Source organism: Kitasatospora sp. NPDC090308 (assembly GCF_044769485.1).
GTDB lineage: Bacteria > Actinomycetota > Actinomycetes > Streptomycetales > Streptomycetaceae > Kitasatospora > Kitasatospora fiedleri.
The window spans coordinates 71,166-96,616 of record NZ_JBIVXY010000020.1; the positions used below are offsets into that span (position 1 = coordinate 71,166).

The 25,451-nt window shown below is 73.8% G+C and carries 24 protein-coding genes, 5 tRNA genes and 1 pseudogene; 9 read left to right on the forward strand and 21 right to left on the reverse strand.

The window, feature by feature from the left end; all coding sequences use genetic code 11:
- Nucleotides 1-24: 24 nt before the first annotated feature.
- A complete protein-coding gene (locus tag ACIQVD_RS31200) occupies nt 25-1,653 on the reverse strand; it encodes a DAK2 domain-containing protein (RefSeq protein WP_400692712.1) in 1,629 nt (542 codons plus the stop codon).
- 242 nt (nt 1,654-1,895) lie between these two features.
- Between ACIQVD_RS31200 and rpmB the strand changes: the two genes are divergently transcribed.
- Nucleotides 1,896-2,081, forward strand: coding sequence for a 50S ribosomal protein L28 (gene rpmB, locus ACIQVD_RS31205; RefSeq protein WP_014138233.1), 186 nt, complete (start codon nt 1,896-1,898; stop codon nt 2,079-2,081).
- A gap of 124 nt (nt 2,082-2,205) precedes the next feature.
- Here rpmB and thiD read toward each other — a convergent pair whose 3' ends face one another.
- The 3 genes from thiD to ACIQVD_RS31220 all read right to left on the reverse strand — a co-directional run bounded on the left by thiD (nt 2,206) and on the right by ACIQVD_RS31220 (nt 5,245).
- The gene (thiD, locus tag ACIQVD_RS31210; RefSeq protein ID WP_400692710.1) at nt 2,206-3,012 is read right to left on the reverse strand and encodes a bifunctional hydroxymethylpyrimidine kinase/phosphomethylpyrimidine kinase; all 807 of its coding nucleotides are present in this window, start codon (nt 3,010-3,012) and stop codon (nt 2,206-2,208) included.
- Between the two features lie 31 nt (nt 3,013-3,043).
- The gene (locus tag ACIQVD_RS31215; RefSeq protein ID WP_400692707.1) at nt 3,044-4,069 is read right to left on the reverse strand and encodes a 6-phosphofructokinase; all 1,026 of its coding nucleotides are present in this window, start codon (nt 4,067-4,069) and stop codon (nt 3,044-3,046) included.
- 207 nt (nt 4,070-4,276) lie between these two features.
- Nucleotides 4,277-5,245, reverse strand: a complete 969-nt coding sequence (locus ACIQVD_RS31220) for a thiamine-phosphate kinase (RefSeq protein ID WP_100836226.1) — start codon at nt 5,243-5,245, stop codon at nt 4,277-4,279.
- A 222-nt stretch (nt 5,246-5,467) separates the two neighbouring features.
- On the opposite strand from ACIQVD_RS31220, the gene ACIQVD_RS31225 reads away from it, so the two are divergent.
- Entirely contained in the window at nt 5,468-5,701 is a 234-nt protein-coding gene (locus ACIQVD_RS31225; protein WP_100836227.1) for an Lrp/AsnC ligand binding domain-containing protein, read from the forward strand.
- Between the two features lie 19 nt (nt 5,702-5,720).
- Nucleotides 5,721-6,260, forward strand: a complete 540-nt coding sequence (locus ACIQVD_RS31230; protein WP_402292424.1) for a DUF3515 domain-containing protein — start codon at nt 5,721-5,723, stop codon at nt 6,258-6,260.
- A gap of 12 nt (nt 6,261-6,272) precedes the next feature.
- Here ACIQVD_RS31230 and ACIQVD_RS31235 read toward each other — a convergent pair whose 3' ends face one another.
- The 3 genes from ACIQVD_RS31235 to ACIQVD_RS31245 are packed head-to-tail and all read right to left on the reverse strand — an operon-like array spanning nt 6,273 to nt 9,244.
- Entirely contained in the window at nt 6,273-7,415 is a 1,143-nt protein-coding gene (locus ACIQVD_RS31235) for a D-alanine--D-alanine ligase family protein (protein WP_402292425.1), read from the reverse strand.
- 30 nt (nt 7,416-7,445) lie between these two features.
- Nucleotides 7,446-8,429, reverse strand: a complete 984-nt coding sequence (locus tag ACIQVD_RS31240; RefSeq protein ID WP_402292431.1) for an NAD(P)H-dependent glycerol-3-phosphate dehydrogenase — start codon at nt 8,427-8,429, stop codon at nt 7,446-7,448.
- Between the two features lie 14 nt (nt 8,430-8,443).
- Nucleotides 8,444-9,244 (reverse strand): lysophospholipid acyltransferase family protein, encoded by an 801-nt coding sequence (locus tag ACIQVD_RS31245; RefSeq protein ID WP_400692697.1) that lies wholly within the window; start codon nt 9,242-9,244, stop codon nt 8,444-8,446.
- 218 nt (nt 9,245-9,462) lie between these two features.
- On the opposite strand from ACIQVD_RS31245, the pseudogene cofC reads away from it, so the two are divergent.
- Nucleotides 9,463-10,167 (forward strand): annotated as a pseudogene (gene cofC, locus ACIQVD_RS31250) (2-phospho-L-lactate guanylyltransferase); the annotation flags it as partial.
- 258 nt (nt 10,168-10,425) lie between these two features.
- On the opposite strand, the gene ACIQVD_RS31255 reads toward cofC, so the two are convergent.
- Together ACIQVD_RS31255 and ACIQVD_RS31260 are read right to left on the reverse strand one after the other, a co-directional pair.
- Nucleotides 10,426-10,818 (reverse strand): hypothetical protein, encoded by a 393-nt coding sequence (locus ACIQVD_RS31255; protein ID WP_100836233.1) that lies wholly within the window; start codon nt 10,816-10,818, stop codon nt 10,426-10,428.
- Nucleotides 10,815-11,072, reverse strand: coding sequence for a hypothetical protein (locus ACIQVD_RS31260; RefSeq protein ID WP_400692694.1), 258 nt, complete (start codon nt 11,070-11,072; stop codon nt 10,815-10,817). Before ACIQVD_RS31260 ends, ACIQVD_RS31255 begins: the two co-directional genes overlap by 4 nt.
- A gap of 140 nt (nt 11,073-11,212) precedes the next feature.
- Here ACIQVD_RS31260 and ACIQVD_RS31265 point away from each other — a divergent pair, with 140 nt between their 5' ends.
- Nucleotides 11,213-11,953: a GntR family transcriptional regulator gene (locus ACIQVD_RS31265; protein ID WP_402292426.1), complete on the forward strand. Its 741-nt coding sequence runs from the start codon at nt 11,213-11,215 to the stop codon at nt 11,951-11,953.
- A gap of 252 nt (nt 11,954-12,205) precedes the next feature.
- Here ACIQVD_RS31265 and ACIQVD_RS31270 read toward each other — a convergent pair whose 3' ends face one another.
- From ACIQVD_RS31270 to leuC, 4 genes are all read right to left on the reverse strand, one after another.
- The gene (locus tag ACIQVD_RS31270) at nt 12,206-12,886 is read right to left on the reverse strand and encodes an HU family DNA-binding protein (RefSeq protein ID WP_100836236.1); all 681 of its coding nucleotides are present in this window, start codon (nt 12,884-12,886) and stop codon (nt 12,206-12,208) included.
- Nucleotides 12,887-13,019: 133 nt separating this feature from the next.
- Nucleotides 13,020-13,310 (reverse strand): hypothetical protein, encoded by a 291-nt coding sequence (locus ACIQVD_RS31275; RefSeq protein WP_400692688.1) that lies wholly within the window; start codon nt 13,308-13,310, stop codon nt 13,020-13,022.
- A gap of 134 nt (nt 13,311-13,444) precedes the next feature.
- Entirely contained in the window at nt 13,445-14,041 is a 597-nt protein-coding gene (gene leuD, locus ACIQVD_RS31280; protein ID WP_400692685.1) for a 3-isopropylmalate dehydratase small subunit, read from the reverse strand.
- A 3-nt stretch (nt 14,042-14,044) separates the two neighbouring features.
- On the reverse strand, nt 14,045-15,466 hold the full coding sequence (gene leuC, locus ACIQVD_RS31285; RefSeq protein ID WP_400692682.1) for a 3-isopropylmalate dehydratase large subunit: 1,422 nt from the start codon (nt 15,464-15,466) through the stop codon (nt 14,045-14,047).
- 233 nt (nt 15,467-15,699) lie between these two features.
- On the opposite strand from leuC, the gene ndgR reads away from it, so the two are divergent.
- Entirely contained in the window at nt 15,700-16,413 is a 714-nt protein-coding gene (gene ndgR / locus ACIQVD_RS31290; protein WP_285739826.1) for an IclR family transcriptional regulator NdgR, read from the forward strand.
- Nucleotides 16,414-16,595: 182 nt separating this feature from the next.
- On the opposite strand, the gene ACIQVD_RS31295 is transcribed toward ndgR, so the two are convergent.
- From ACIQVD_RS31295 to ACIQVD_RS31330, 8 genes are all read right to left on the reverse strand, one after another.
- Nucleotides 16,596-16,670 (reverse strand) — tRNA-Gln (locus ACIQVD_RS31295).
- 4 nt (nt 16,671-16,674) lie between these two features.
- Nucleotides 16,675-16,747, reverse strand: a tRNA-Glu gene (locus ACIQVD_RS31300).
- Between the two features lie 13 nt (nt 16,748-16,760).
- Nucleotides 16,761-16,833 (reverse strand) — tRNA-Glu (locus ACIQVD_RS31305).
- A gap of 34 nt (nt 16,834-16,867) precedes the next feature.
- A tRNA-Glu gene (locus ACIQVD_RS31310) sits at nt 16,868-16,940 on the reverse strand.
- A 20-nt stretch (nt 16,941-16,960) separates the two neighbouring features.
- Nucleotides 16,961-17,032: transfer RNA gene (locus tag ACIQVD_RS31315), tRNA-Gln, on the reverse strand.
- A 222-nt stretch (nt 17,033-17,254) separates the two neighbouring features.
- Complete coding sequence (gltX, locus tag ACIQVD_RS31320) at nt 17,255-18,799, reverse strand: glutamate--tRNA ligase (RefSeq protein ID WP_402292427.1); 1,545 nt, start codon at nt 18,797-18,799, stop codon at nt 17,255-17,257.
- Complete coding sequence (locus ACIQVD_RS31325) at nt 18,796-19,593, reverse strand: fumarylacetoacetate hydrolase family protein (RefSeq protein WP_400692676.1); 798 nt, start codon at nt 19,591-19,593, stop codon at nt 18,796-18,798. Before ACIQVD_RS31325 ends, gltX begins: the two co-directional genes overlap by 4 nt.
- 138 nt (nt 19,594-19,731) lie before the next feature.
- On the reverse strand, nt 19,732-19,923 hold the full coding sequence (locus ACIQVD_RS31330; RefSeq protein ID WP_400692673.1) for a hypothetical protein: 192 nt from the start codon (nt 19,921-19,923) through the stop codon (nt 19,732-19,734).
- A 533-nt stretch (nt 19,924-20,456) separates the two neighbouring features.
- Between ACIQVD_RS31330 and ACIQVD_RS31335 the strand changes: the two genes are divergently transcribed.
- The 3 genes from ACIQVD_RS31335 to ACIQVD_RS31345 all read left to right on the forward strand — a co-directional run bounded on the left by ACIQVD_RS31335 (nt 20,457) and on the right by ACIQVD_RS31345 (nt 25,404).
- The gene (locus ACIQVD_RS31335; RefSeq protein WP_402292428.1) at nt 20,457-24,362 is read left to right on the forward strand and encodes a nitrate- and nitrite sensing domain-containing protein; all 3,906 of its coding nucleotides are present in this window, start codon (nt 20,457-20,459) and stop codon (nt 24,360-24,362) included.
- A 10-nt stretch (nt 24,363-24,372) separates the two neighbouring features.
- Nucleotides 24,373-24,786 (forward strand): roadblock/LC7 domain-containing protein, encoded by a 414-nt coding sequence (locus tag ACIQVD_RS31340; protein ID WP_100838482.1) that lies wholly within the window; start codon nt 24,373-24,375, stop codon nt 24,784-24,786.
- Nucleotides 24,787-24,957: 171 nt separating this feature from the next.
- A complete protein-coding gene (locus tag ACIQVD_RS31345; RefSeq protein ID WP_100836244.1) occupies nt 24,958-25,404 on the forward strand; it encodes a DUF742 domain-containing protein in 447 nt (148 codons plus the stop codon).
- Nucleotides 25,405-25,451 lie beyond the last annotated feature (47 nt).

Here is a 25,451-nt window from a genome sequence, read left to right on the forward strand (position 1 = left end):
CACCACGGGACCGACGCTCCGGGCTCACTCCACCCCGATGAGCAGCGGGGCGGCCTCCTGACCGCCCCGGTAGGCGACGGTGTCGACCTCGGGGCGGGTGCGCCGGGCGTGCGCGATCAGCCGGTCGGCGAGGTCGGCGGGGGCCTCCTCGCCGAGCACCAGGGTGACCAGTTCGCCGCCGGGCGCGATCATCCGGTCGAGCACGGCCAGCGCGGTCTCGGTGAGGTCGGTGCCGATCACCACGACGTCGCCGTCGATCAGGCCGAGCACGTCCCCGGCCTGGCAGACGCCCGCCATGGTCCACGACTCGCCCTCGGCGACGGCCAGTTCGGCGTACCGGGTGGCGCCGGCCGCGGAGGTCATCGCCACCACGTCCTCGTCGAACCGCCGCCCGGCGTCGTGCACGGCCAGCGCCGCCAGGCCCTGCACCGGGGAGCGGGTGGGCAGCACGGCGATCCGCACGCCCTCCTCGCGCAGCTGGTCGGCGGCGGCGCCGGCGGCGGCCCGCAGCTCCGGGTCGTTGAGCAGCAGCACCACCTCGCGGGCCGCGCAGCGGTGCACGGCGGTGACCAGTTCGGCGCTGGCGGGCGGGCGGTCCGGGTCGGCCGGCAGCACCACCGAGCCGGCCTGCTCGCACAGCTGCGCCAGCCCGCTGCCGGTCACCACGCTCAGCACCGCCCGCCCGTGCGAGACGGTCTCCTCCCGCTCCCCCGAGCGGGCCGCGGCCTCGGCGAAGTGCGTGATCCTGATCCGGTGGGGCCGCCCGGCCTCGACGCCCGCCTCGACGGCCGCGCCCGCGTCGTCCACGTGGACGTGCACGTTCCACAGGCCGTCCCCGCCGCCGATCACCAGCGAGTCGCCGAGCCGCCCCAGGCGTTCGCGCAGCAGCGGCAGCCGCCCGTCCTCGGCCTCCAGCAGGTAGATCACCTCGAACGCCGGGTGGCCCGGGCCGGGTGCCCGCTCGTGCCGCTCGCAGCCCGCCGCCACCGGCGAGGACCCCGGCGCGGCGCCCGGCTCGGTGTCCCGGCGCATCGCGACCGGCCCCATCGGCTGCTGCCCGGAGACGGCGTCCACCAGCGCGCCGAGCACCGCGACCAGGCCCCGGCCGCCCGCGTCCACCACGCCCGCCTCGGCCAGCGCGGACAGCTGGTCGGGGGTGAGCAGCAGCGCCTGTCGGGCCGCCCGGTACGCCTCCCGGGCCTGCCCGGTCAGCCCGTCCGCGGTGCCCGCGGCCCGCGCGGCGGCGGCGGCGACCGTCAGCAGGGTGCCCTCCACCGGTTCGGCGACCGCCTGGTACGCCGAGCGGGCCCCGTGGTCGAGCGCGGCGGCCAGCGGGCCGCCGGCCGAGAGCACCTCGGCCAGGCCGCGCAGCCACTGCGCCAGGATCACGCCCGAGTTGCCGCGCGCCCCGATCAGCGCGCCCCGCGCGGCGGCGGCGGCCGCGGCGGACAGCTCCGGCTCCTCGGCGGCGGCGAACACCTCGTCCAGCGCCTCGGCGGCGGACTCCACCGTCAGGTAGAGGTTCGTCCCGGTGTCCCCGTCCGGAACCGGGTACACGTTCAGCGCGTCGATCTCCTCGCGGGCCTGCCCGAGGGCGGCCAGCGCGAGTCGGCACCAGGTGCGGACGGCCGGGGCGTCGAGGGTGTCCAGCACCAGGTCTCCTCCGGATGAACGCCACGGGAACACGACAGGACGCGGTGGCGAGGGACGATGCTGGCAGGTTATCGGCCCCCGCGGCACCGCCCCCAGCAGGCTCGTGCCCAGCTCGGGGGAACGATCACCTCCGCGATCGTGGTAGTTTCGTTGAGCGGGAGTCACCGTTGTATGCTCTCCCGGTTGCCTGGAGCATCCCGGGCTAGTTCAAGTACCTGATCTGAAGTCTTGGAGTGACTCCTGTGGCTGCCAACTGTGACGTCTGCGGCAAGGGCCCGGGCTTCGGCAACAGCATCTCCCACTCGCACCGCCGCACCCCCCGTCGTTGGAACCCCAACATCCAGACGGTGCGCGCTGTGATCGGGCGGACGCCGAAGCGGCTCAACGTCTGCACCTCGTGCATCAAGGCCGGTAAGGTCTCGCGCTGACGCGCAGACCGGTACGCCGGTCACCTTTTCCCGAAGCCGACCACACCCCTCCGGGGGCCGTGGTCGGCTTCTGGTTTCCCCGGCCCCTCCGGCCGGGACGGGCGCCCGCCCCGGCCGCCGCCGCTCACCCCCGCTGCTGCCAGAAGTGGTCCACCGGCCCGATGCCGGCGCCCAGGGCGAAGCCGTGCGCGATGGCGCCGGTGACGTAGGTCTTGGCGCGGGCGACGGCGAGCGGGACGGGGTCGCCCTTGGCGAGCTGGGCGGCGACGGCGCTGGCGAGGGTGCAGCCGGTGCCGTGGGTGTGGCGGTTGTCGTGGCGGGGGGCGCGGTACCAGTGGGTCTCGCCGCCGGGGCCGAGCAGCAGGTCCGCGGCCTCGCCGGCCAGGTGGCCGCCCTTGACCAGCGCCCAGTCGGGGCCGAGGTCGCGCAGCGCCTTCGCGGCGTCCAGCATGTCCGCCTCGCCGGTGACGGTGCGCCCGGTGAGCTGGGTCACCTCGTGCAGGTTGGGGGTGGCGAGGGTGGCGACCGGCAGCAGCCGCTCGCGGAGGGTGGCGACGGCCTCGGCGGCGAGCAGCGCGTCGCCGTGCTTGGAGACGCCGACCGGGTCGACCACGACGGGGGCGGGGGCGTCGGCGAGCAGGTCGGCGACGGTCTCGACCAGTTCGACCGAGGCGAGCATGCCGGTCTTGACGGCCTGGACGCCGATGTCGTCGACGACGCTGCGGTACTGGGCGCGGACGGCTTCGGCGGGCAGTTCCCAGTAGCCCTGGACGCCGAGCGAGTTCTGCGCGGTGACGGCGGTGATGACGCTCATGCCGTGCACGCCGAGGGCGAGCATGGCCTTGAGGTCGGCCTGGATGCCCGCACCGCCGCCGCTGTCGGAGCCGGCGACGGTGAGGACTCGGGGCGGGGCGGCGGCGAAGGTGCTCATGCGCCCCAACCTACCGACCCGCCGGGGGCGGTCAGAGCACGGCCTCGGACTCGGTCCAGCGGTCCTCGGGGACGGTCTTGAGCTGGACGACCGCGTCGGCGATCGGGGTGAGGTGGATCTCGGTGCCGCGCAGCGCGGTGAAGTGCCCGAAGGCGCCCTTGTGGACGGCTTCGACGGCGTGCCAGCCGAAGCGGGTGGCGAGCACCCGGTCCAGCGCGGTGGGGGTGCCGCCGCGCTGGGTGTGTCCGAGGATGACCGGGCGGGCCTCCTTGCCGAGCAGGTTCTCCAGCTCGACGGCGAGCCTGGTGCCGATGCCGCCGAAGGTCTGGTGACCGAACTGGTCGACCTGCCCGTGCTCGAAGCGCAGCGTGCCGGGCAGCGGCTGGGCGCCCTCGGCGACGGCGATGATGGCGAACTTCTTGCCGCGCCGGAAGCGCTCCTCGATCATCCGGGCGACGGCCTCGATGTCGAAGGGCTTCTCGGGGATGAGGATGCCGTGGGCGCCGCCGGCCATGCCCGCGGTGAGGGTGATCCAGCCGGTGTGGCGGCCCATGAGTTCGACGACCATGACCCGCTGGTGCGACTCGGCGGTGGTCTTGAGCCGGTCGATGGCCTCGGTGGCGACGTGCACGGCGGTGTCGAAGCCGAAGGTGACGTCGGTGGCGTCGATGTCGTTGTCGATGGTCTTGGGGACGGCGACCACCGGCAGCCCGGCGTCGCTGAACAGCTTGGCGGCGGTCAGGGTGCCCTCGCCGCCGATCGCGATCAGCGCGTCGATGCCGAGGTCGGCGGCGAGCGCGCGGGAGTTCTCGACGGCCCAGCGGATCTTCTCGCGCTGCACCCGGGCGGACCCGAGGATGGTGCCGCCCAGGGTGAGCAGGCCGGTGACGTCCTCGTGCGAGATCGGCCGGGCCCGGCCCTCGATCAGGCCGAGGAAGCCGTCCTCGATGCCGAGGATCTCGTCGCCGTGCACGTCGGTGCCGCGGTGCACGATCGAGCGGATGACCGCGTTCAGGCCGGGGCAGTCGCCGCCGCTGGTGAGAACGCCGATTCGCATGGTGGCTGTGCTCCTGCTCCGGGGGCGCGCCCCCGCGTCCGTAGGTGGACCGGACCGTCGACGCTGCCGGTCCGCCCGACAGGCGCAACACTACGCGCTCGGGGCCGTACCACCGGGTAGCCACCAGGGGCGGGCCGCCGGCCGGCCGCGGCCCGCCCGCCGCCCGCTCGGTCCGCCCGCCGCCCGCCCGCCGCTACGGCTCGGCTGCTACTGCTCGGCGAAGTGGTCCCAGCCCGCGGTGCGGTCCCAGGGCGCGCCGTCGACGGTGACGGTGCCGCCGCGGCCGGGCCGGGCGGTCCGGACGACCTCCCCGATGACCCGCCAACGGGCGGGCAGCGGCGTGGACTTGGGGAAGGTGGCGACGATCGCGTGGTCCTCGCCGCCGGACAGCACCCACACCAGCGGGTCGACGCCGACGGCCTGCCCGATGTCGGCCATCTGCGCGGGGACGTCGAAGTCGGCGGCGCGCAGGTCGATGTCGACCTCGCTGGCCCGGGCGACGTGGCCGAGGTCGGCGACCAGGCCGTCGGAGACGTCGACCATCGCGGTGGCGCCGAGGTCGCTGGCGGCGGGGCCCGCGTGGTACGGCGGTTCGGGGCGGCGGTGCGCCTCGACGAAGGCGCGCGGGGAGCGGAAGCCGCGCTGCAGCACGGTCAGCCCGGCGGCGGACCAGCCGAGCCAGCCGGTGACCGCGACCACGTCGCCGACCTGGGCGCCGGAGCGCACCACCGGGCGCCGGCCCTGGAGGTCGCCGAGCGCCGTGATGGCCAGGGTGATGGTGTCGCCGCGCACCACGTCGCCGCCGACCACGGTGGCGCCGGCCACCTGGCACTCGTCGCGCAGGCCGTCCATCAGTTCGGTGGCCCAGGTGGTGGGCAGGTCGGCGGGGGCGACCAGGCCGAGCAGCAGCGCGGTCGGGACGGCGCCCATCGCGGCGATGTCGGCGAGGTTCTGCGCGGCGCACTTGCGGCCGACGTCGTACGCGGTGGACCAGTCGCGGCGGAAGTGGCGGCCCTCGATCAGCACGTCGGTGGTGGCCACCACCCGTCCGTCGGGCGCCTTGACCACGGCCGCGTCGTCGCCGGGCCCGAGCTCCACCGCCGGGGTCATCGGCAGCCGCGCGATCAGCTCCCGGATGAGCCCGAACTCGCCGAGTTCGCCCACGGTCCCCTGCATCAGCCCGTCCTCCCGCGTTCCCCGTTGTCCGATTGTCTGCGAACCCCCGTGTGCCGGACGGTCCCGCCACCGCACGGAGCCGTGTCCGGCGGTCGCCCCGCGCCCGCAGCGTACGCCTTCCGGGCCCTCCGGGGTCTCCCCCGTCCGCGCCGTCGCGCGGTAGCGTGGTGATGATCGGACTGCCGGTCAGCAGGTACCCACCCAGCCGCCTGGAGGTCCCCCGTGGTGCAGGCGTACATCCTGATCCAGACCGAGGTGGGCAAGGCCACCTCGGTGGCCGAGTCGATCGCCGGGATCGGCGGAGTGATCACCGCCGAGGACGTGACCGGCCCGTACGACGTGATCGTCCGGGCCGAGGCGGAGTCGATCGACGAGCTGGGCCGCCTGGTGGTGGCCAACGTGCAGCGGGTGGAGGGCATCACCCGGACGTTGACCTGTCCGGTGGTGCGGCTGTAAGCCCGCTTACCATCGTGCGGTGGCCTCCCGTGATCTGCTGAACCGCCTGCCCGCCCCGGTGCGCTGGCTGGCGCCGCCCGCCGCGCTGCTCGGCTGCACGGCCTGGCTGGCGGTGTCGTGGAGCGGCGACCCGGACGTCGCGCCGCCCGGGCAGGACGCCGGGACCGCCCGGTACTGCGCGGCGCTGGACGCGGCGCTGCCCGCCGAGGTGCTCGGCCACCGGCGCGAGGACCCGTCCCCGGCCTCGCCGTACACCGCGGCCTGGGCCTCGTCCCCGCGCACCGTGCTGACCTGCGGCGCCGACCGGCCGGACCTGCTGAACGACACCGAGCGCAAGGGCCCGTGCGTCGACGAGGTCGGCTGGGGGCTGACCGAGGACGGCGCGGACGGCTACCGCTTCGCCACCGGGCTGCGCGAGGCGTACGTGGTGGTGGAGGTCCCGGCGGGCGCGTACGGCAACTACGCGGACCCGCTGGGCTCGTTCTCCTCCGCCATCCGGGCGACCGTCCCGCGCATCGACGGGAAGGCCGACTCGGACTGCCTGGACGACGCCTCCTGAGCCGTCCCGGCGCTAGCGCAGGCCGGTGGAGCGGCGCAGCGCGGCGGACAGCAGGCGGTCGATCAGCTCGGCGTAGGGCACCCCGGTGGCCTCCCACATCTTGGGGTAGGCCGAGATGGGGGTGAAGCCGGGCATCGTGTTGACCTCGTTGACCATCCAGCGGCCGTCGGCCAGCAGGAAGAAGTCGACCCGGGCCAGGCCCTCGCAGCCCAGGCCCTCGAACACCTCGACGGCCTGCCGGCGGATCTCGGCCCGCTCGGCGTCGGTGAGGTCCGCCGGGATGCGCACCTCGGAGGAGTCGATGTACTTGGCCTCGAAGTCGTAGAACTCGAAGTCGCCGTCGACCAGCACCTCGGCGGGCACCGAGGCGCGCGGGCCGTCCTCGAACTCCAGCACGCCGCACTCGATCTCGCGGCCCTCGACGCCCTTCTCCACGATCACCTTCGGGTCGTGGCGGCGGGCCTCCTCGACCGCGGCGTCCAGGCCGGCCAGGTCCTTGACCTTGGTGATGCCGATCGAGGACCCGGCCCGGCAGGGCTTGACGAACAGCGGCAGGCCGAGCCCGGCGATCCGCTCGCGGGCCGCGGCCCGGCCGGCCTCGGACTCCCACTCGCGCGGCTTGACCACGGTGTACTCGCCCGCGTACAGGCCGAGCGACTCGATGATCCGCTTGGTGAACTCCTTGTCCATGCCGACCGCGGAGGCCAGCACGCCGGAGCCCACGTACGGGACGCCGGAGAGCTCCAGCAGGCCCTGCAGGGTGCCGTCCTCGCCCCACGGGCCGTGCAGCAGCGGGAGCACCACGTCGACCTCGCCGAGGACCTTCGGCGCGGTGCCGGGCTCGCTCCACACCACCTCCCGGCTGCCGGGGGCGGTGGGCAGCGCCACCTGGCCCTCGGTGGACTCGGCGACCTGGTCGACGTCCGGCATCCGGCCGTCGGTGATGGCCATCCGGGCCGGTTCGTCGCCGACCAGGGCCCAGCGGCCCTCGTGGGTGATGCCGATCGGCAGCACCTCGTACTTGCCGCGGTCGATCGAGCGCAGCACGCTGGCGGCGGTGACCACGGACACGCCGTGTTCGGAGCTGCGGCCGCCGAAGACGATCGCGACACGCGGCTTGGCCGCCTGGTTCGGGGTGGTCTGTTCGATGCTCATATCGGCGTTGAGACTACCGTCCGATTCCGGTCACCGGCGCTCAGGCTTGGCCGAACGGGCCATCAGTCCCTCCAGCACCTCCTGGGTCGGCCGGCCCTTGTGGACCACGTCCACCACGGCCTCGACGATCGGCATGTCGACCCCGTTGCGCCGGGCCAGGTCGAGCACCGACTCGCAGGACTTCACGCCCTCGGCGGTCTGGCTGGTGGCCGCGACGGTCTCGGCCAGCGTCATGCCGCGGCCCAGGTTGGTGCCGAAGGTGTTGTTCCGGGACAGCGGCGAGGAGCAGGTCGCCACCAGGTCGCCCATCCCGGCCAGGCCCGCGAAGGTGTGCGGATCGGCACCGAGCACCAGGCCCAACCGGGTGGTCTCGGCCAGGCCGCGGGTGATCAGGGTGGCCTTGGTGTTGTCGCCCAGGCCCATGCCGTTGGCCATGCCGACCGCCAGGCCGATCACGTTCTTCACCGCGCCGCCCAGCTCGCAGCCCACCACGTCGGTGTTGGTGTACGGGCGGAAGTACGGGGTGTGGCAGGCCTTCTGGAAGCGCTTGGCGACCTCCTCGTCGGCGCAGGCCACCACCGTCGCGGCGGGCTGCCGGTTGGCGATCTCGCCGGCCAGGTTCGGGCCGGAGACCACCACGACCCGCTCCGGGCCGACCCCGGCGACCTCGGCGATCACCTCGCTCATCCGCTTCACGGTGCCCAGCTCGACGCCCTTCATCAGGCTGACCAGCGCGGTCTGCGGCTCGATCAGCGGCGCCCAGAGCGCGAGGTTGTCGCGCAGCGTCTGGGACGGCACCGAGAGCACCGCGAAGTCCGCGCCGGCCAGCGCCGCGGCGGCGTCCGTGGTGGCCCGGACGCCCGCGGGCAGGGTCAGCTCCGGCAGGTAGTCCCGGTTGACGTGGTCCTGGTCGATCGCGTCGACCAGCTCCTGGCGGCGGCCCCACAGGGTCACCTCGCAGCCGGCGTCGGCCAGGATCATCGCGAAGACGGTGCCCCAGGAGCCCGTCCCCATCACCGCGCAGCGGGTCACCGGCCGCCCTCCTCGGCGGCGCGCTCGCGCTTGGCCTGGGCGGCCGCGGCCCGGTCCTTGGCGGCCCGGCGCATGTCGTAGCGCTCCTTCGGGGCCTGCTCGCCGCGGACGTCCTCCAGCACGGCGGTGATCGCGGCCATGATGTCGTCGGTGGCCTCCCGGAGCACCTGGGCGGTCAGCTCCTGCCCCTGGTACCTGCTCAGGTCGACCGCCGGGCCCGCCGCGACCACCACCCGGTGCCGCGGGAACAGCCGGTACTTGCCCCTGCCCTTGCCGTACGGCGGGATGATCTCGTGCGCGCCCCAGTGCGCCACCGGGATCACCGGCGCGCCCGTCATCAGCGCGACCCGGGCCGCGCCGCTCTTGCCGGTCATCGGCCACAGCTCCGGGTCCCGGGTGAGGGTGCCCTCCGGGTAGAACTGGACGCACTGGCCGGCGTTGACCGCGTCGATCGCGGCCCGGAACGCCTCGGCGGCGTCGGTGGACTCCCGGAACACCGGGATCTGGCCGGTCTTGCGCAGCATGAAGCCGATGAACGGCACCGAGAACAGCGAGGACTTGGCGAGGATCCGCGGCGGCCGGCCCGAGTTGTACTGCCAGTGCGCGTAGAACACCGGGTCGATCACCGAATTGTGGTTCACCGCGGCGATGAACCCGGACTCCCGGGGCAGGTGCTCCCAGCCCCGCCAGTCCGCCTTCGCCAGGGCGTTGGTCACCGGCTTCACGAGCACCGCCGCGAAGCGGTACCAGATCCCGTAGTCCGCGTTCCCGAACCTGGCGTTAGAGCGGCGGGCCACCCCAGCTCCTCCTCGTTCGTGCGGCGCCCCGTACTTGCGCCGCGCTCTCTCCTCGCCGGGGCCGGCCAGCGGCTCCGAGGCGCCGACCAGTCTCACCCGCGGGTCGAGTCCGTGTCGAGCAGCCACCGCCGCCACCAGCCGACCGGGCCCCGCCCGCCGCCCCGGGACCGCCCGGAACCGCTGGCCAGGGCTCCCCGGCCGACGCCACAATGGCGCCGATGACAGAGGACACCGTACGCCCCGCCGCCGGACCGGCCGCCCCGGGGCAGCCGCACGCCGACCGGGCCGCGCTGCGGCTCGGCTGGTCCGTGGTCGTCCCGGTCAAGGCGCTCGCCGGGGCGAAGAGCCGGCTGGCCGCGCTCGGCCCGCTGCGGCCCCGGCTCGCCCTCGCCTTCGCCCGCGACACCGTCGCCGCCGCGCTCGCCTGCCCCGCGGTCGGCCGCGTCCTGGTGGTCACCCGGGACCCGCGCGCCGCCGGGGCGCTGCGCGCGCTGGGGGCGGACGTGCTGGACGACGAACCGGAGCCGGGCGGTCTCAACCCCGCGCTGGCGCACGGCACCGCGACCGCCCGGCGGCGCTTCCCGCGCTCCCCCGTCGCCACCCTCTCCGCGGACCTGCCGGCGCTGCGGCCCGCCGAACTCGCCCGGGTCCTCGCCGCGGTGCCCGGCCACGGCCGGGCCTTCCTCGCCGACACCCCCGGCACCGGCACCGTCCTGCTCGCCGGGGCCGACGGCGCACCGCTGCGCCCGGCGTTCGGGCCCGGCTCCCGGGACGCCCACCTGGCCGGCGGCGCCACCGAGCTCCTGCTCCCCGACGCCCCCTCCGTCCGCCGCGACGTCGACACCCCCGCGGACCTGGCCGACGCCCGCCGGCTCGGCCTCGGCCCGGCCACCGCGGCCCTGCTCCGAAGCCCTATGCTGGCTCCCATGCAGGCCACCGCGTTCACCTTCGACCCCGCGACCCGCGCCGGGTCGGTCCTGCTCGACGACGGCACGCCCGTCCCCTTCGACGCCCCCGCCTTCGACGCCGGCGGCCTCCGGCTGCTGCGCCCCGGCCAGCGCGTCCGCATCCGCACCACCGGCGAGGGCACCGGACGGCGCGTGGTCTTCCTCACCCTCCAGACCTTCCCGGACCCCGAGGACGGCTGACCGGCCGTCACCCGCCCGCCGCGGGCCGGGCGGTCAGGCGCTGCGCCGGCGCGGCGCGCCCGGGGCGGGCCGGACGGCCGGGCCGTCCAGCCGCAGCGCGGCGACCTCCGGCGAGTCGAGCAACTTGAGCGGGGCGGGCGCCAGTTGGAGCGGCCCGCGGGCCGCCGGGACGACGCTGATCAGCCTGGTCCGGCCGAGGAGCGCGAAGCTGAGCTGCAACCGGCCGTCCCGCCGCAGGAACGCCTCGGTGCGCTCGACCGCGCCCGGACCGAAGAAGTAGCGGTACGCCTCGAACTGCGTCCAGCCGAGCGGGAGGGCGTGCAGGGTCTGCCAGAGCGAGGAGAGCGCGGGCGCCAGCGAGAAGAAGGAGGTCGGTTCGGTGATCTCCTCGATGCCGACGGTGTAGCCGGGCGGCGCGTTCTTCACGGCGGCTCCTGGGGCGGGTCGAATGGCGGGTCGAGTTCGGCCCAGACGGTGTGGACGCCGGCCCGGTAGCGGTGCCCGTAGCGGTCCGCACCGGCGAGGACGTCGAGGACCGTGAGGTGGTCCCGCGGGTCCGGGTCGCCCTGGAGCTCGGCTTCCACCCGGTAACCGCCGTTGGGCAGCTGGATGATCCTGGCTTCGGCCCCGGTGGCCGCGGCGAGCCCGGATGCAAGGTCGAACACCCTCGTGCTTCGCACGCCACGCCTCTCCCCGAGGTCAGCTGATCACTCATAGTGAATCTAAGGCATTAGATTCCACCTGATGCATTAGGTTGTCAAGCTGAATCACCCGTCCTGCCGCACGTCGGCGGGAATCGCCCTCCGCCGGGAGACGCCAGATGCCCTCACAGGACCCGCCGTACCTCCGCATCGCGGACCACCTGCGCCGCCGGGTGACGGCCGGGGAGTGGGCGGTCGGCGAGCGGCTGCCGTCCCGGGCCCGGCTGGCCGAGAGCTATGGCGTCGGGCCGAACGTGCTCCAGCGGGCCCAGGAGGTGCTCATCGGGGAGGGGCTGCTGGAGGGCCGGACCGGGTCCGGCACCTACGTCCGGGAGCCGGTGGAGCGGCTGGCGATGATGCGGTCGCGGACGGCGGGGGCGTTCCCGGCCTCGCTGGTGCCGGACGGCGGCTGGGAGTCCGAGTCGGCGGCCCGCACGCCCGCCCCGGACGGGGTGGCGCGGCGGCTGCGGATCGAGCCGGGCACGCTGACGGTGCACACCAGGTACGAGTTCCTGCTGGACGGCCGGACCGCCCAACTGGCCGACTCCTGGGAGCCGATGGACCTCACCGGGGACACCCCGGTGCTGCTGCCCGAGTACGGTCCGCTGCACGGCCGCGGCGTGGTGGCCCGGATGGCGTCGCTCGGGGTGCGGGTGGCGCGCGCGGTGGAGCGGCTGCGCCCGGCCCGGGCGACCGCGGAGCAGGCGGGCCTGCTGGGGATCACCGCCGGCGACCTGGTGACGCTGGTCGAGCGGACGTACCTGGACGACTCCGGGCGGCCGGTGGAGACCGCGGATCTGGTCATTCCGGATTCCCGCTGGGCGATCTGCTACGAGTTGCCGGTGGAAGTGCCGGAGTAATTCCCGGCCGCGCGCTTTTCCCCGTTCGGCGGGGCGGCCTGACACCGCGTCGCGCCGACGGCCGCTCGGCCCGGCCCGCCCGGCGGGCGCATGCGGAGAGCGACGCACGCGGCGGACCCGGCGCGGCGGACGCGATGCGGCGCGGCGGACGCGGAAAAGGCCGCGCCGGTCCGGGCCCGGGGAGGGAACCGGGCCGGGGCCGTCGCGGCCGGTGCCCCGGCGCCGAACGGGCCGGTGCCGGGTGCGGGGCGACTACTTGGCGGTGGACTTGCGCGCGGTGGTCTTCCGCGTGGTGGTCTTCTTCGCCGGAGCGGTCTTCTTGGCGGTGGCGGTGGCCTTCTTGGCCGCCGCCGCGGTGGTGGTCTTCTTGGCGGCGGTGGTGGCCTTCTTGGTCGCCGCGGCGCTGGTCTTCTTGGCCACGGCGGTCTTGGCGGTGGTGGCCTTCTTGACCGCGGTCTTCGCCGGGGCCGCCTTCTTGGCCGTCGCCGTGGTGGCCGTCTTCTTGGCGGCGGTCTTCTTGGTCGCGGCGGTGCCGGCCGCGGCGGCGCGCTTGGTGGCGGCGCGCTTGGCGGCCGGGCTGGCGGCCACGCCGGACTTGCCCGGGGTGAGCGAGCCCTTGGGGGCCTTCTTGACCGACGGGCCGTCCTTCGGCAGCTTCTTGCTGCCGGAGACGAGGTCCTTGAAGCCCTGGCCGGGGCGGAACCGCGGCACCGCGGTCTTCTTGACCTTGACCCGCTCGCCGGTCTGCGGGTTGCGGGCGAAGCGCGCCGAGCGCTCCACCTTCTCGAAGGTGCCGAAACCGGTGACCGAGACGCGGTCACCCGCCACGACGGCACGCACCATGGTGTCGAGCACTGCGTCGACGGCCTCTGCGGCAGCCTTGCGACCGCCCAGCTGCTCGGCCACCGCTTCGACAAGCTGAGCCTTGTTCACGTCTTCCCCTTCGGAAACGGGCGCCGGATGATTCCATCCGTTCTTTTCGCACGTTAGGTATGTATCTGCTGACTTTCAATTACCAAACGCGTGAATCACCCTAGTGTCGCAATGGATTTGCGCATGGAGGTGCTCACCGGGGAGGCATCCGCCCCTCGTCGAGGTCCTGCACAAAGCGACTCAACCGCCGTGCCGCCCCCGGGAGATCGCGCTTCGCGGTCTCGGTGACGATCAGCAGTTGTCGGGTGAGAGCGGTCTTTGCGTCCGTCGACACGTTCAGCGCGTGAACGCGGGCGTGGGCTTGCTTCAACCGCTCGGCCACCAGTGCGTAGAGCAGGGTGACTTCCGAGTCGGCAGCACCGTCCTGACCGTCCCCGGACGCCGGTTCGCCGTCCTGGTACGGGGGTTCGGGACTGTGGTGCATGCAACGATTGTGCCATCTGTGCGGAGTTGCGCTACACCAGGGTCTATTCCCGGCTGACGAACTCCCCTGCGAACAACGAAGACCCGCCCCGGAGGGGGGCGGGTCTTGTTGTCGGAGCGTCAGAAAGCGGTGACTCAGGCGACCGGCTGGGTGCGCGGCTTGAAGGAGGGCCGCTCGGCCTCGAACGCGGCGATGTCGGGCTCGTTCTGCAGGGTGATGCTGATGTCGTCCAGGCCGTTCAGCAGCCGCCAGCGCACGTTGTCGTCCAGCTCGAACGGGGCGGTGACGCCCTCGGCCCGGACCTCGCGGGCCTCCAGGTCGACGGTGATCTCGGCGGTCGGGTCGGCCTCGGTCAGCGCCCAGAGCCGCTCCACCGTCTCCTGCGGCAGGACCACCGTGAGCAGGCCGTTCTTCAGCGAGTTGCCGCGGAAGATGTCGGCGAAGCGGGAGGAGATGACGGCCTGGAAGCCGTAGTTCTGCAGCGCCCAGACGGCGTGCTCGCGGGACGAGCCGGTGCCGAACTCGGGGCCGGTGACCAGGACGGTGGCGCCCTGGCGCTCGGGCAGGTTCAGGACGAAGGACTCGTCCTTGCGCCAGGCCTCGAACAGGCCGTCCTCGAAGCCCGAGCGGGTGACCTTCTTCAGCCAGTGCGCCGGGATGATCTGGTCGGTGTCCACGTTGGAGCGGCGCAGCGGGACGGCCCGGCCGGTGTGGGTGGTGAACTTCTCCATGGCTCAGACCTCCACGGCCACGTTGTCGGACAGGTCCGCGGGTGCGGCCAGACGGCCCACCAGCGCGGTGGCCGCGGCCACCTGGGGGGAGACCAGGTGGGTGCGCCCGCCCTTGCCCTGGCGGCCCTCGAAGTTGCGGTTCGAGGTGGAGGCGCAGCGCTCGCCCGGGGCCAGCTGGTCCGGGTTCATGCCCAGGCACATCGAGCAGCCGGCGTGCCGCCACTCGGCGCCCGCGGCGGTGAAGACCTTGTCCAGGCCCTCCTCGACGGCCTGCAGGGCGACCCGGACGGAGCCCGGGACGACCAGCATCCGGACGCCCTCGGCGATCCGGCGGCCCTCCACGATGGCGGCGGCGGCCCGCAGGTCCTCGATCCGGCCGTTGGTGCAGGAGCCGACGAAGACCGCGTCGACCTTGACCTCGCGCAGCGGGGTGCCGGCCTCCAGGCCCATGTACTTCAGGGCGTTCTCGGCGGCGATCCGCTCCTGCGGGTCCGCGAAGTCGGCCGGGTTCGGCACGTCGGCGCCCAGCGGCGCGCCCTGGCCCGGGTTGGTGCCCCAGGTGACGAACGGGGTCAGCTCGGTGGCGTCGATGAACACCTCGGCGTCGAAGACCGCGTCCTCGTCGGTGGCCAGGGTCTCCCAGTAGGCGACCGCGGCGTCCCAGTCCTCGCCCTGCGGGGCGTGCGGGCGGCCCTGCAGGTAGTCGAAGGTGGTGCGGTCCGGGGCGATCATGCCGGCCCGGGCGCCCGCCTCGATGGACATGTTGCAGACCGTCATCCGGGCCTCCATGGAGAGGCTGCGGATCGCCGAGCCGCGGTACTCCAGGACGTAGCCCTGGCCGCCGCCGGTGCCGATCTTGGTGATCACGGCCAGGATCAGGTCCTTGGCGGTGACGCCCTCGGGCAGCTCGCCCTCGACGGTGATCGCCATGGTCTTGAACGGGGCCAGCGGCAGGGTCTGGGTCGCCAGCACGTGCTCGACCTGGCTGGTGCCGATGCCGAAGGCCAGCGCGCCGAAGGCGCCGTGGGTGGAGGTGTGCGAGTCGCCGCAGACCACGGTCATGCCGGGCTGGGTCAGGCCCAGCTGCGGGCCGACCACGTGCACCACGCCCTGCTCGACGTCGCCCAGCGAGTGGATGCGCACGCCGAACTCCGCGGCGTTGCGGCGCAGCGTCTCCAGCTGGACCCGGGAGACCGGGTCGGCGATCGGCTTGTCGATGTCGAGGGTCGGGGTGTTGTGGTCCTCGGTGGCGATCGTCAGATCGGTCCGGCGCACCGGGCGGCCGGCCAGCCGGAGGCCGTCGAACGCCTGCGGGCTGGTCACCTCGTGCAGCAGGTGCAGGTCGATGTAGAGCAGGTCGGGCTCGCCCTCGGCGCGCCGGACGACGTGGTCGTCCCAGACCTTCTCTGCGAGTGTCCGTCCCATCGGATTCCCTCCAGCCGGCCGCTCTGCCGGCCTTCTCGTGATCGTCGAGGTCTTGTCCCGTGCCGCCCTGTGAGGCTCGCTTGGAGTCGCGACCTGCACGCCGGACCGTCCAGAATGCGGACACCGTGGTGGGGTGCCGCCCTGGGTGTCTCCCGGGCTGCTGACTCCAAGAGTGGCGCTTTTCCCGGAAGATTGAACTTGCGTCTCGCTGATTGAGACTGCAGTATCGAGACATGGACAACACTAGCGGCGTCGGCGTTCTCGACAAGGCCGCTCTGGTGCTCAGCGCACTGGAGTCGGGCCCCGCCACGTTGGCGGGGCTGGTCGCCGCCACCGGTCTGGCACGGCCCACGGCCCACCGGCTCGCCGTCGCACTCGAACACCACCGCCTGGTCACCCGTGACATGCAGGGCCGCTTCATCCTCGGCCCCCGGCTCGCCGAGCTGTCCGCCGCCGCCGGCGAGGACCGGCTGCTGGCCGCCGCCGGCCCGGTGCTGACGCACCTGCGGGACGTGACCGGCGAGAGCGCCCAGCTCTACCGCCGCCAGGGCGAGATGCGGATCTGCGTGGCCGCCGCCGAGCGGCTGTCCGGTCTGCGCGACACCGTGCCGGTGGGCTCGACGCTGCCGATGAAGGCCGGGTCCGCCGCGCAGGTCCTGCTCGCCTGGGAGGAGCCGGAGCGCCTGCACCGCGGCCTCCAGGGCGCCCGCTTCACCGCCACCGCGCTCAGCGGCGTGCGCCGCCGCGGCTGGGCCCAGTCCATCGGCGAGCGCGAGCCCGGCGTCGCCTCGGTCTCCGCCCCCGTCCGCGGCCCGTCCAACCGGGTGGTCGCGGCGGTCTCCGTCTCCGGCCCGATCGAGCGGCTCACCCGCCACCCCGGCCGGATGCACGCCCAGGCCATCATCGAGGCCGCGAACCGCCTCACCGAGGCGCTCCGCCGCACCTGATCCGACTCGGCCCCGCCCCGCCCTCCCGTCCCCCGGCCGGGAGGGCGGTCGCGCGTCCGGGCCGGGCGGGTGCAGGGACGGGGACGCCTGCGGAGGCGGCGGGACGGACGGGGACGGAACCGCGGGAGGCGGAAACGCAGAAAAGCCCCGGTTTCCCGGAGCTTGCGCTGTGGAGCTTTTCTTGGCTGGGGTACCAGGACTCGAACCTAGACTAAATGAACCAGAATCACTCGTGCTGCCAATTACACCATACCCCATAAGTACCCCCGACCGGATTCGAACCGGCGCTACCGCCTTGAGAGGGCGGCGTGCTAGGCCACTACACAACGGGGGCCCGAATGAGCGAGTACCCCCGACCGGATTCGAACCGGCGCTACCGCCTTGAGAGGGCGGCGTGCTAGGCCACTACACAACGGGGGCGGGACTCATTCGTTCTGCAATTGTCAAAATTGCGTACCCCCGACCGGATTCGAACCGGCGCTACCGCCTTGAGAGGGCGGCGTGCTAGGCCACTACACAACGGGGGCTTACCTGCAGTGATACTGCGCTGGGGTACCAGGACTCGAACCTAGACTAACTGAACCAGAATCAGTCGTGCTGCCAATTACACCATACCCCACCAGAGTTCAACCCCTCTGCGGGGTCTTCCTCGGTGTCTTGCGCCTCCCTGCCCGGGCGGCGCAGAAAGAACATTACCCGACGCCCCGCCCCGCTCCAAAATCGATAACCGCAGGCAGCGCGCCGGACACCTGCGGGCCAGGTCAGCGACATGGCCCGCAGGTGCCCCGCGGGTGTCCGGCGGGCGGCCCGGGAAGGGCCGGGTCCGGCCCGGGGGGCCGGCTCAGGAGGCCGGCAGGAGCTCCAGGGCGGTGAGCAGCCGGCGCAGCGTCTCCTCGCGGCCGAGCAGTTCCATCGACTCGAACAGCGGCGGGGAGACCCGGCGCCCGGTCACCGCCACCCGCAGCGGGGTGAAGGCGAACTTCGGCTTGATGCCGAGGCCGTCCACCAGGGCGGCGCGCAGCGCGGCCTGGATCGGCTCGGGGGTGAAGTCGGGCAGCGCGGTGAGCGCCTCGACCGCGGCCGCCAGCACCGGGCGGGCGTCGGCGGTGAGGACCTTGGCGGCGTCCTCGGGGTCGACGGCGAAGTCCGCGGGGGCGACGAACAGGAAGCCGGCCATGGTGACGATCTCGGAGAGGACCACCATCCGCTCCTGGGTGAGCGGGGCGACCTTCGCCAGCAGGTCGAGCTGCTCGGCGGTGGGCTCGGCCGGGAGCAGGCCGGGGGCCTGGAGGTAGGGCACCAGGCGCTTGACGAACTCCTCGGGGGCGAGGCGGCGGACGTGCTCGGCGTTGATGTGCTCGGCCTTCTTGAGGTCGAAGCGGGCCGGGTTGCCGTTGACGTCGGCGAGGTCGAAGGCGGCGACCATCTCGTCGATGTCGAAGATGTCGCGGTCCTCGGCGAGCGACCAGCCCAGCAGGGCCAGGTAGTTGAGCAGGCCCTCGGGGAGGAAGCCGCGCTCGCGGTAGAGGTTGAGCGAGGCCTGCGGGTCGCGCTTGGAGAGCTTCTTGTTGCCCTCGCCCATCACGTACGGCAGGTGGCCGAAGCGCGGGGTGGTGCCGTTGCCGACGCCGATGTCGGCCAGGGCGGCGTACAGGGCGATCTGACGGGGCGTCGAGGAGAGCAGGTCCTCGCCGCGTAGGACGTGGGTGATCTCCATCAGGGCGTCGTCGACCGGGTTGACCAGGGTGTACAGCGGGGCGCCGTTGGCCCGGACGATGCCGTAGTCGGGGACGTCCTTCGGGTCGAAGGAGATCGGGCCGCGGACCAGGTCGTCGAAGGCGAGGGTGGTGTCGGGCATCCGGAAGCGCAGGATCGGCTGCCGGCCCTCCTGCTCGTAGACGGCGACCTGGTCGGCGGTCAGGTCGCGGCAGTGGCCGTCGTAGCCGGAGGGCTTGCCGGCGGCGCGGGCGGCCTCGCGGCGGGCGTCGAGCTCCTCGGTGGTGCAGTAGCAGGGGTAGGCGTGGCCGGCCGCGCGCAGGCGCTCGGCGACGTCGGCGTAGACGTCCATCCGCTGCGACTGGCGGTAGGGGGCGTGCGGGCCGCCGACCTCGGGGCCCTCGTTCCAGTCGAAGCCGAGCCAGCGCATCGCGTCGAGCAGCTGCCGGTACGACTCCTCGGAGTCGCGGGCCGCGTCGGTGTCCTCGATCCGGAACACCAGGGTGCCGCCGTTGTGCCGGGCGTAGGCCCAGTTGAACAGGGCGGTGCGGACCAGGCCGACGTGCGGGTTGCCGGTCGGGGAGGGGCAGAAGCGGACCCGGACGCCGGGGTTCTTCCCCGGCGCGGAGCCGCTGATGTCTGCACTAGTCACGCTCGCTGCTTCCTTCATCGCTTGACGACCTTGTTGGAGAGGGTGCCGATGCCTTCGACGGAGACGGCGACCTCGTCGCCGATGTTCAGGGGGCCGACGCCGGCGGGGGTGCCGGTGAGGATGACGTCGCCCGGGAGCAGGGTCATCGCCTCGGAGACGTGCACGATCAGCTCGGCGACCGAGCGGACCATCTGGGAGGTCCGGCCGGCCTGGCGGAGCTCGCCGTTGACGGTGCAGGTGACGGCCAGGTCGGCGGGGTCGAGGTCGGTCTCGATCCACGGGCCGAGCGGGCAGGAGGTGTCGAAGCCCTTGGCGCGGGCCCACTGGCCCTCGCGCTGCTGCACGTCGCGGGCGGTGACGTCGTTGGCGCAGGTGTAGCCGAAGACCACCTCGGGGACGCGCTCGATCGGCACCTCGCGGCACATCCGGCCGATCACCACGGCGAGTTCGGCCTCGTACTGCACGTCCGAGGAGAACGGCGGGTAGGCGACGGACTCGGTGGGGCCGATGACGGCGGTGGAGGGCTTGAAGAAGGTCAGCGGGACGGCCGGGACCTCGTTGCCCAGCTCGGCGGCGTGCGCGGCGTAGTTGCGGCCGACCGCGACGACCTTGCTGGGGAGCATCGGGGCGAGGAGCCGGACGTCCCGCAGGCGGTGGGTCTCGCCGGTCGGCTGCGGGGTGCCGAAGGGGTGGCCGGCCAGGGTGTGCACCACCAGCGAGTCGGGTTGTGCGGCGTCCCCCTCGATGATGCCGAAGGAGACCGAGCCCGCCGCGGGGCTCCCTTCACGGACGGAGAACCTGGCGATACGCACAGCCCTGCAACCTCTCGGTTCGTCGGCCGCCCGGACGCTCCCGGACGGTGGCCGGGCCCGCAGTACCGGGCCCGGCTCGTGCCACCAGGTTATCGGCGCGGCGACCGCGCCCGCCGCAGGCGGGGGCCGGGGCAGCGGTCAGCGGACGGTGCGGCGCGGGTTGGCCGTGCTGGCCGGGAGGGTGGCGGCGTAGGCGCGCGGGGTGCGGGGGGCCGCGAAGCCGGGCAGCTCGGAGAAGTCCGCGACGGAGGCCAGGGTGGTGCGGCGCGGGTTGGCCGTGGAGCCGGTGCTCGGGGTGGTGCCGGTGGCCTGCTCGGTCGTGTCGGACATGTGCGTCAGCACCCTTGTTTCGCTCGAACGGACTTTTGCGATTTTGCGCGGGCCCACCGCTGGGCAGGCTCAGATCAACCCTGCCAGGTTAGGGAGCCCATTCCACAGCGGCCGTGACCAAAGCTACACATTCGACTGTGATTTTGCTCACAATTGTCGGACCAAAGGGGGCGGAGGTGACGATTCCGGACCAATGCCGGAGTGCACCATTAGGGATATCCCGGACATTCCACGCACAAATCGATCTTGACGTTCATTGACCCGCTCGCGTCAAGTGTCCGAAAAGGACCGTATTCCCCGGCCGATGCACCACGGAACGTGAGACGCCGCGCGCGGAGGGTGGCCCAGGACACCGTGTCGTAACGGCCCTTGTTGGACTTCCCCCGCTGTGCTGGAATGCCACGGAAAAACTCGACACCGCCCTATCTCCGCACCGGCGGGGAAGGGCGCCCGGTCCAGAGGTTGCGACGCCAGTGCAGGGACGTTTCAAGAGGGGCAGCGGCGCCGCGGGTGACCCGGAGTCGCGGGAGCCCATGGCCGGCCCCCACCAGGCCGCACCGGCGACGACGGGGCAGGGCGAGCGGCCCTTCGGCGCCCCCGCCGAACCCGCCGCCGACACCGGTGCGCCGGGCGCGAACAGCGCGCCGCACGACCAGGGCGGCGACACGCCTGCCGACAGCAAGAGCCGCCGCGCCAGACTCCGCGGCACGCTGAACCGCCGCCGGGCCACCGGCCTGAGCCGCTTCGCCATGCGCAACTGGCGGATCCGCACCCGCCTGATCGCGCTGCTCTTCCTGCCCGTGATCGTGGCGCTGGTCTTCGGCGGCCTGCGCGTGCAGAGCTCGATGGAGAACTCCCGCGAGCTCTCCCAGATGAGCGACCTGGCCGAGCTGGCCCGGACCGCGACCGACCTCGCCGACGCCCTGCAGACCGAGCGCGACATCGCGGCCGGCCCGGTGGCGCACGGCGGCGACGCGGACACCGACAAGGACATCCAGCAGGCGTACGCCGACAGCACCGCGCTCTCGAAGAAGTTCAACGCGGCCGCCGACAAGTTCGACAACCTCGACCTGGCCGGCTCCAAGACCCTGCTGCTGCAGGTCCGCAAGGACCTCAACTCGCTCCCCCGGGCCCGCAAGGGCGCGTTCAAGGACGCCAACAACATCCAGGCCACGATCACCAACTACAACGTGATCATCAACGACCTGATCGGCGCCGCCCAGGACATCGCGATCACCTCGAACTCCGCCGAGCTGGTCAAGTCCACCCGCACCCTGTACCAGTTCTCGCTGGCCAAGGAGGCCAGCTCGATGCAGCGCGCGCTGATCTCCGCCGCGCTGGCCCAGGACCCGCCGAACTTCTCCGCCTCCGACGAGACCTTCGGCGTCCGCCTGCGGGCCGCCGAGGACAACGCGATGGAGAACTTCACCGCGCTGTACGGCGAGGGCCCGGCCCGCTCGCTGCGCTCCTCGATGAGCTACAACAAGGTGGTCGCCGAGGCCGACCGGTTCGCCCAGGCCGTCCTCAACCCCAACGGCATCAAGCAGACCGACGGCGTCAGCTACCAGCAGTGGTACGAGGAGTCCACGGCCAAGATCAACGCCGAGCGGACCATCGAGAAGAAGCTGCTGGAGGACCTGAACGGCAAGGCCCAGCAGCTCCAGTCCGACGCCGACACCCAGTCGGTCATCAACGCCTCGCTGGTCGGCCTGGTGCTCATCGTCGCCATCGCCGGCGCCGCCCTGGTGGCCCGCTCGATGGTGCGCTCGCTGACCCGCCTGCAGACCTCCGCCGAGGACGTCGCCGAGCGCCGCCTGCCGGAGCTGGTCAAGACCCTCTCCGAGAGCGACCCGCACGACGTCGACGTCACCGTCGAGCCGGTCGGCGTCGACTCCGCCGACGAGATCGGCCACGTGGCGCACGCCTTCGACATGGTGCACCGCGAGGCGGTCCGACTGGCCGCCGAGCAGGCGCTGCTGCGCGGCAACATCAACGCGATGTTCACCAACCTCTCGCGCCGCAGCCAGGGCCTGATCCAGCGCCAGCTGTCGCTGATCTCCGAGCTGGAGAGCCGCGAGGCCGACCCGGACCAGCTGGCCTCGCTGTTCAAGCTCGACCACCTCGCGACCCGCATGCGCCGCAACGGCGAGAACCTCCTCGTCCTCGCGGGCGAGGACCCGGGCCGCCGCTGGACCCGCCCCGTCCCGCTGGTCGACGTGCTGCGCGCCGCGGCCTCCGAGGTGGAGCAGTACGAGCGCGTCGAGCTGGCCTCGGTGCCCACCGCCGAGGTGGCCGGCCGGGTCGTCAACGACCTCGTCCACCTGCTCGCCGAGCTGCTGGAGAACGCCACCTCGTTCTCCTCCCCGCAGACCCGGGTCCGGGTCACCGGCCACGCGCTGCCGGACGGCCGGGTGCTGATCGAGATCCACGACACCGGCATCGGCCTGTCCCCCGACGACCTCGCCGACATCAACGAGCGCCTCGCCAACCCGCCGGTCGTGGACGTCTCCGTCTCCCGCCGGATGGGCCTGTTCGTGGTCGGCCGGCTGTCGCTGCGGCACGGCATCCGGATCCAGCTCCGCCCGTCCGACTCCGGCGGCACCACCGCGCTGGTCATGCTCCCGGTCGACGTCACCAACTCCGCCGAACGGCGCGGCAACCGGCCCGGTGCGGGCGCCGGGGCCGGGCAGGCCGGCGGCAAGCAGCAGCGCGGCCTGGCGCCGACGCCGCGCCAGCAGGGCCGCCCGGCGGGCGACCTGCCCGGCGGGCGCACCCCGCTCGGCCAGTCCGGTCCGCAGGACCCCGCGGGCCGTCCCCAGCTGGGCCAGGGCCCGGCCGGCGGCAGCCCCGACCTGTTCTCCCCCGCCGGTGCGCCCGGCGGCCCGGGTGCGCCGCGGCGCGCGCCGGGCGGGCCCGGCGCGTCCGGCGGCCAGCCGGGCGACGGCGGGTTCGGCCCGGGCGGCGCGTTCGGCACCGGTACGGCCCAGGGCGGCCGCACCGGCGGACTGCCGACCCGTTCGGTCGGCCAGTCGCTGCGCGAGAACCCGGGACCGGGCGGGCCAGGCCCGTCGGCCCCGGCCGGTCCGGGCGCGGGTGCGCCCGCCGGTGGCGGCCTGCCGCCGCGCCGGGTGCCGGGCGCCTCGGGGGCCCCGGGCGTCCAGGGCGGTCCGGGCTTCCCGGGCGGCCCCGGCGGCGGTCTGCCGCCGCGGCGTCCGCAGCCGGGCCGACCGGGTCAGCCGGGTCAGCCCGGTCAGCCGCCGGTGGGCGGTCCGCAGGGCCAGCGCCGTCCGCAGGGGCCGCAGGGCCCGCAGGGCGGCCCGCAGCAGGGCCAGCAGCGTCCGGGCGGCGAGCCGGCCCAGCACCACGGGCGGGCCGAGCAGCCGCAGCGCCGTCCGCTGCCGCCGCAGCAGCCGGCCGCGCCGCTGGAGGCCGCTCCGACCGAGCAGTCCGGCGGGTTCGCCCGGCCGCGGTTCGAGGCGTCCGACATCGACCCGCGCGATCCGCTGGGCCTCGGCCTGGTGGAGCCGGTGCTGCCGGACCCGGTGGGCCAGGGCGTCCCGCCGCGGCCGCCGCAGTCCCAGCAGCAGCCGCAGCAGCCGCAGTTCGCGGAGCGTCCGCAGCCGATGGCGCTGCCGACCGCCGGCGACCGGCCGTCCGGGCCGGGGGCGCAGGCCGCTCCGGCACCGGGCCGCGAGCAGCTCCGACCGCGTCCGTCGTACCAGCCGCAGCGCCCCGGCACCTCCGCGCCGGGCTTCGTCGAGCAGGGGCCGCAGGCCGAGCGGCAGCGTCCGCAGGGCGAGCCGGTCGAGCGGCAGCGTCCGCAGGCGCCGGGCCCGCAGTCCCAGGGCCTGCCGCAGCGTCCGGCCGCGCCGCAGCGCCCGACCGGTCCGCAGGGCCAGCCGTTCCAGGGCGGCCAGCCGTTCCAGGGTGGTCAGCCGGGGCAGGGCCGACCGCAGCAGCAGCCGCAACCGCAGCAGCAGCGCCCGGCGGCGCCGTTCGGCGCTGCTCCGGCGGGCGGCCCCGCGCTGGAGCCGCAGGGCGACCCGGACGCGCCGTGGCGCTCGTCGGCGAACGACGAGCGCTGGCGCCGGGCCGAGCAGATGCGCGAGCCGCAGACCGACGGCCTGACCACCTCGGGGCTGCCGCGCCGCACCCCGCAGGCCAACCTGGTCTCCGGCAGCGCCGAGGCCAGCCCGCTGACCGGTCCCCAGGTCTCGCGCAGCCCCGAGGAGGTGCGCGGCCGGCTGACCAACCTGCGCCGCGGCATCCAGCAGGGCCGCCAGGCCGGGACGCAGCAGCCGGGCTTCGGCGGTCCCGCGTCGCAGCAGCGGCCGGGCTTCGACTTCGGCGGGACGTCCGAGGGCTACCGGGGAGCCCGTGGCGGGCGGTCCGACGTCGATGGCAACAACGGCTTCGGCCCCGAGCACCAGGAGCGTTGAGTTGATCCAGATGAGCCAGGCCGCACAGAACCTGAACTGGCTGATCACCAATTTCGTGGACAACACCCCCGGGGTGTCCCACACCGTGGTGGTCTCCGCCGACGGTCTGCTGCTGTGCATGTCCGAGGGCTTCCCCCGGGACCGCGCCGACCAGCTGGCCGCCGTCGCCTCCGGACTGACCTCGCTGACCTCCGGCGCCAGCCGCATCTTCGAGGGCGGCGAGGTCAACCAGACCGTCGTGGAGATGGAGCGCGGGTTCCTGTTCCTGATGGCGATCAGCGACGGTTCCTCGCTCGCGGTGCTCGCCTCGCCGGACTCCGACATCGGTCTCGTCGGCTACGAGATGGCCCTGCTGGTCGACCGGGCCGGCGCGGTGCTCACGCCGGCCCTGCGGGCGGAGCTCCAGGGCAGCCTGCTGCACTGACCGGTCCCACCCGATCCACGACTCCTTCGCACCACCCTCACCGCGCCGGACCCGACCCGACCCCGGGTCCGGCGCTCCCACCCCAGGTCCTCGCCGCACGGTGGCTGACAGCCCGTCAGTCAACGGCCCCCGCGGGCTCCGGCCGCGACGACTGCAGCACAAGGAGGACGCATGACCCCGCCCCCGACACCCGCCGGCGCGTACGGCAACGGGTACGGAAACGGCTACGGCGGCCAGCAGGCCGGCGGGTACGGCGGCCAGCAGTCGGACGGCTACGAGCAGCAGCCGCTGGTCCGCCCGTACGCCATGACCGGTGGACGCACCCGCCCCCGCTACCAGCTGGCCATCGAGGCGCTGATCTCGACCACCGCCACCACCGCTCCGGGCGGGCTGCTCCCCGAGCACGCCCGCATCGTGTCGCTGTGCCGCGAGGTCAAGTCGGTCGCCGAGATCTCCGCGCTGGCAGGTGTCCCGCTCGGGGTCGCCCGCATCCTCGTCGCAGACCTGGCGGAAGCCGGTCTGGTCGCCATCCACCAGCCCGCCGCCGCGGGCGAGTCGGGCGGTACGCCTGACGTCACGCTGCTCGAAAGGGTCCTCAGTGGACTTCGCAAGCTCTAACGCGGCCGCCGCCCCCAGCCGCGCCACCACCTCCGCCAAGATCGTCG

Bases quoted from the DNA above. Each gene is read 5' to 3' on its own strand.
- thiD (WP_400692710.1), bottom strand. From the start codon at position 3,012: ATGAGCACCTTCGCCGCCGCCCCGCCCCGAGTCCTCACCGTCGCCGGC.
- ACIQVD_RS31215 (WP_400692707.1), bottom strand. From the start codon at position 4,069: ATGCGAATCGGCGTTCTCACCAGCGGCGGCGACTGCCCCGGCCTGAAC.
- ACIQVD_RS31220 (WP_100836226.1), bottom strand. From the start codon at position 5,245: ATGCAGGGGACCGTGGGCGAACTCGGCGAGTTCGGGCTCATCCGGGAG.
- ACIQVD_RS31235 (WP_402292425.1), bottom strand. From the start codon at position 7,415: ATGAGCATCGAACAGACCACCCCGAACCAGGCGGCCAAGCCGCGTGTC.
- ACIQVD_RS31240 (WP_402292431.1), bottom strand. From the start codon at position 8,429: ATGGGGACGGGCTCCTGGGGCACCGTCTTCGCGATGATCCTGGCCGAC.
- ACIQVD_RS31265 (WP_402292426.1), top strand. From the start codon at position 11,213: ATGCCCTCACAGGACCCGCCGTACCTCCGCATCGCGGACCACCTGCGC.
- ACIQVD_RS31275 (WP_400692688.1), bottom strand. From the start codon at position 13,310: ATGCACCACAGTCCCGAACCCCCGTACCAGGACGGCGAACCGGCGTCC.
- leuD (WP_400692685.1), bottom strand. From the start codon at position 14,041: ATGGAGAAGTTCACCACCCACACCGGCCGGGCCGTCCCGCTGCGCCGC.
- leuC (WP_400692682.1), bottom strand. From the start codon at position 15,466: ATGGGACGGACACTCGCAGAGAAGGTCTGGGACGACCACGTCGTCCGG.
- ndgR (WP_285739826.1), top strand. From the start codon at position 15,700: ATGGACAACACTAGCGGCGTCGGCGTTCTCGACAAGGCCGCTCTGGTG.
- gltX (WP_402292427.1), bottom strand. From the start codon at position 18,799: ATGAAGGAAGCAGCGAGCGTGACTAGTGCAGACATCAGCGGCTCCGCG.
- ACIQVD_RS31330 (WP_400692673.1), bottom strand. From the start codon at position 19,923: ATGTCCGACACGACCGAGCAGGCCACCGGCACCACCCCGAGCACCGGC.
- ACIQVD_RS31335 (WP_402292428.1), top strand. From the start codon at position 20,457: ATGGCCGGCCCCCACCAGGCCGCACCGGCGACGACGGGGCAGGGCGAG.
- ACIQVD_RS31340 (WP_100838482.1), top strand. From the start codon at position 24,373: ATGAGCCAGGCCGCACAGAACCTGAACTGGCTGATCACCAATTTCGTG.
- ACIQVD_RS31345 (WP_100836244.1), top strand. From the start codon at position 24,958: ATGACCCCGCCCCCGACACCCGCCGGCGCGTACGGCAACGGGTACGGA.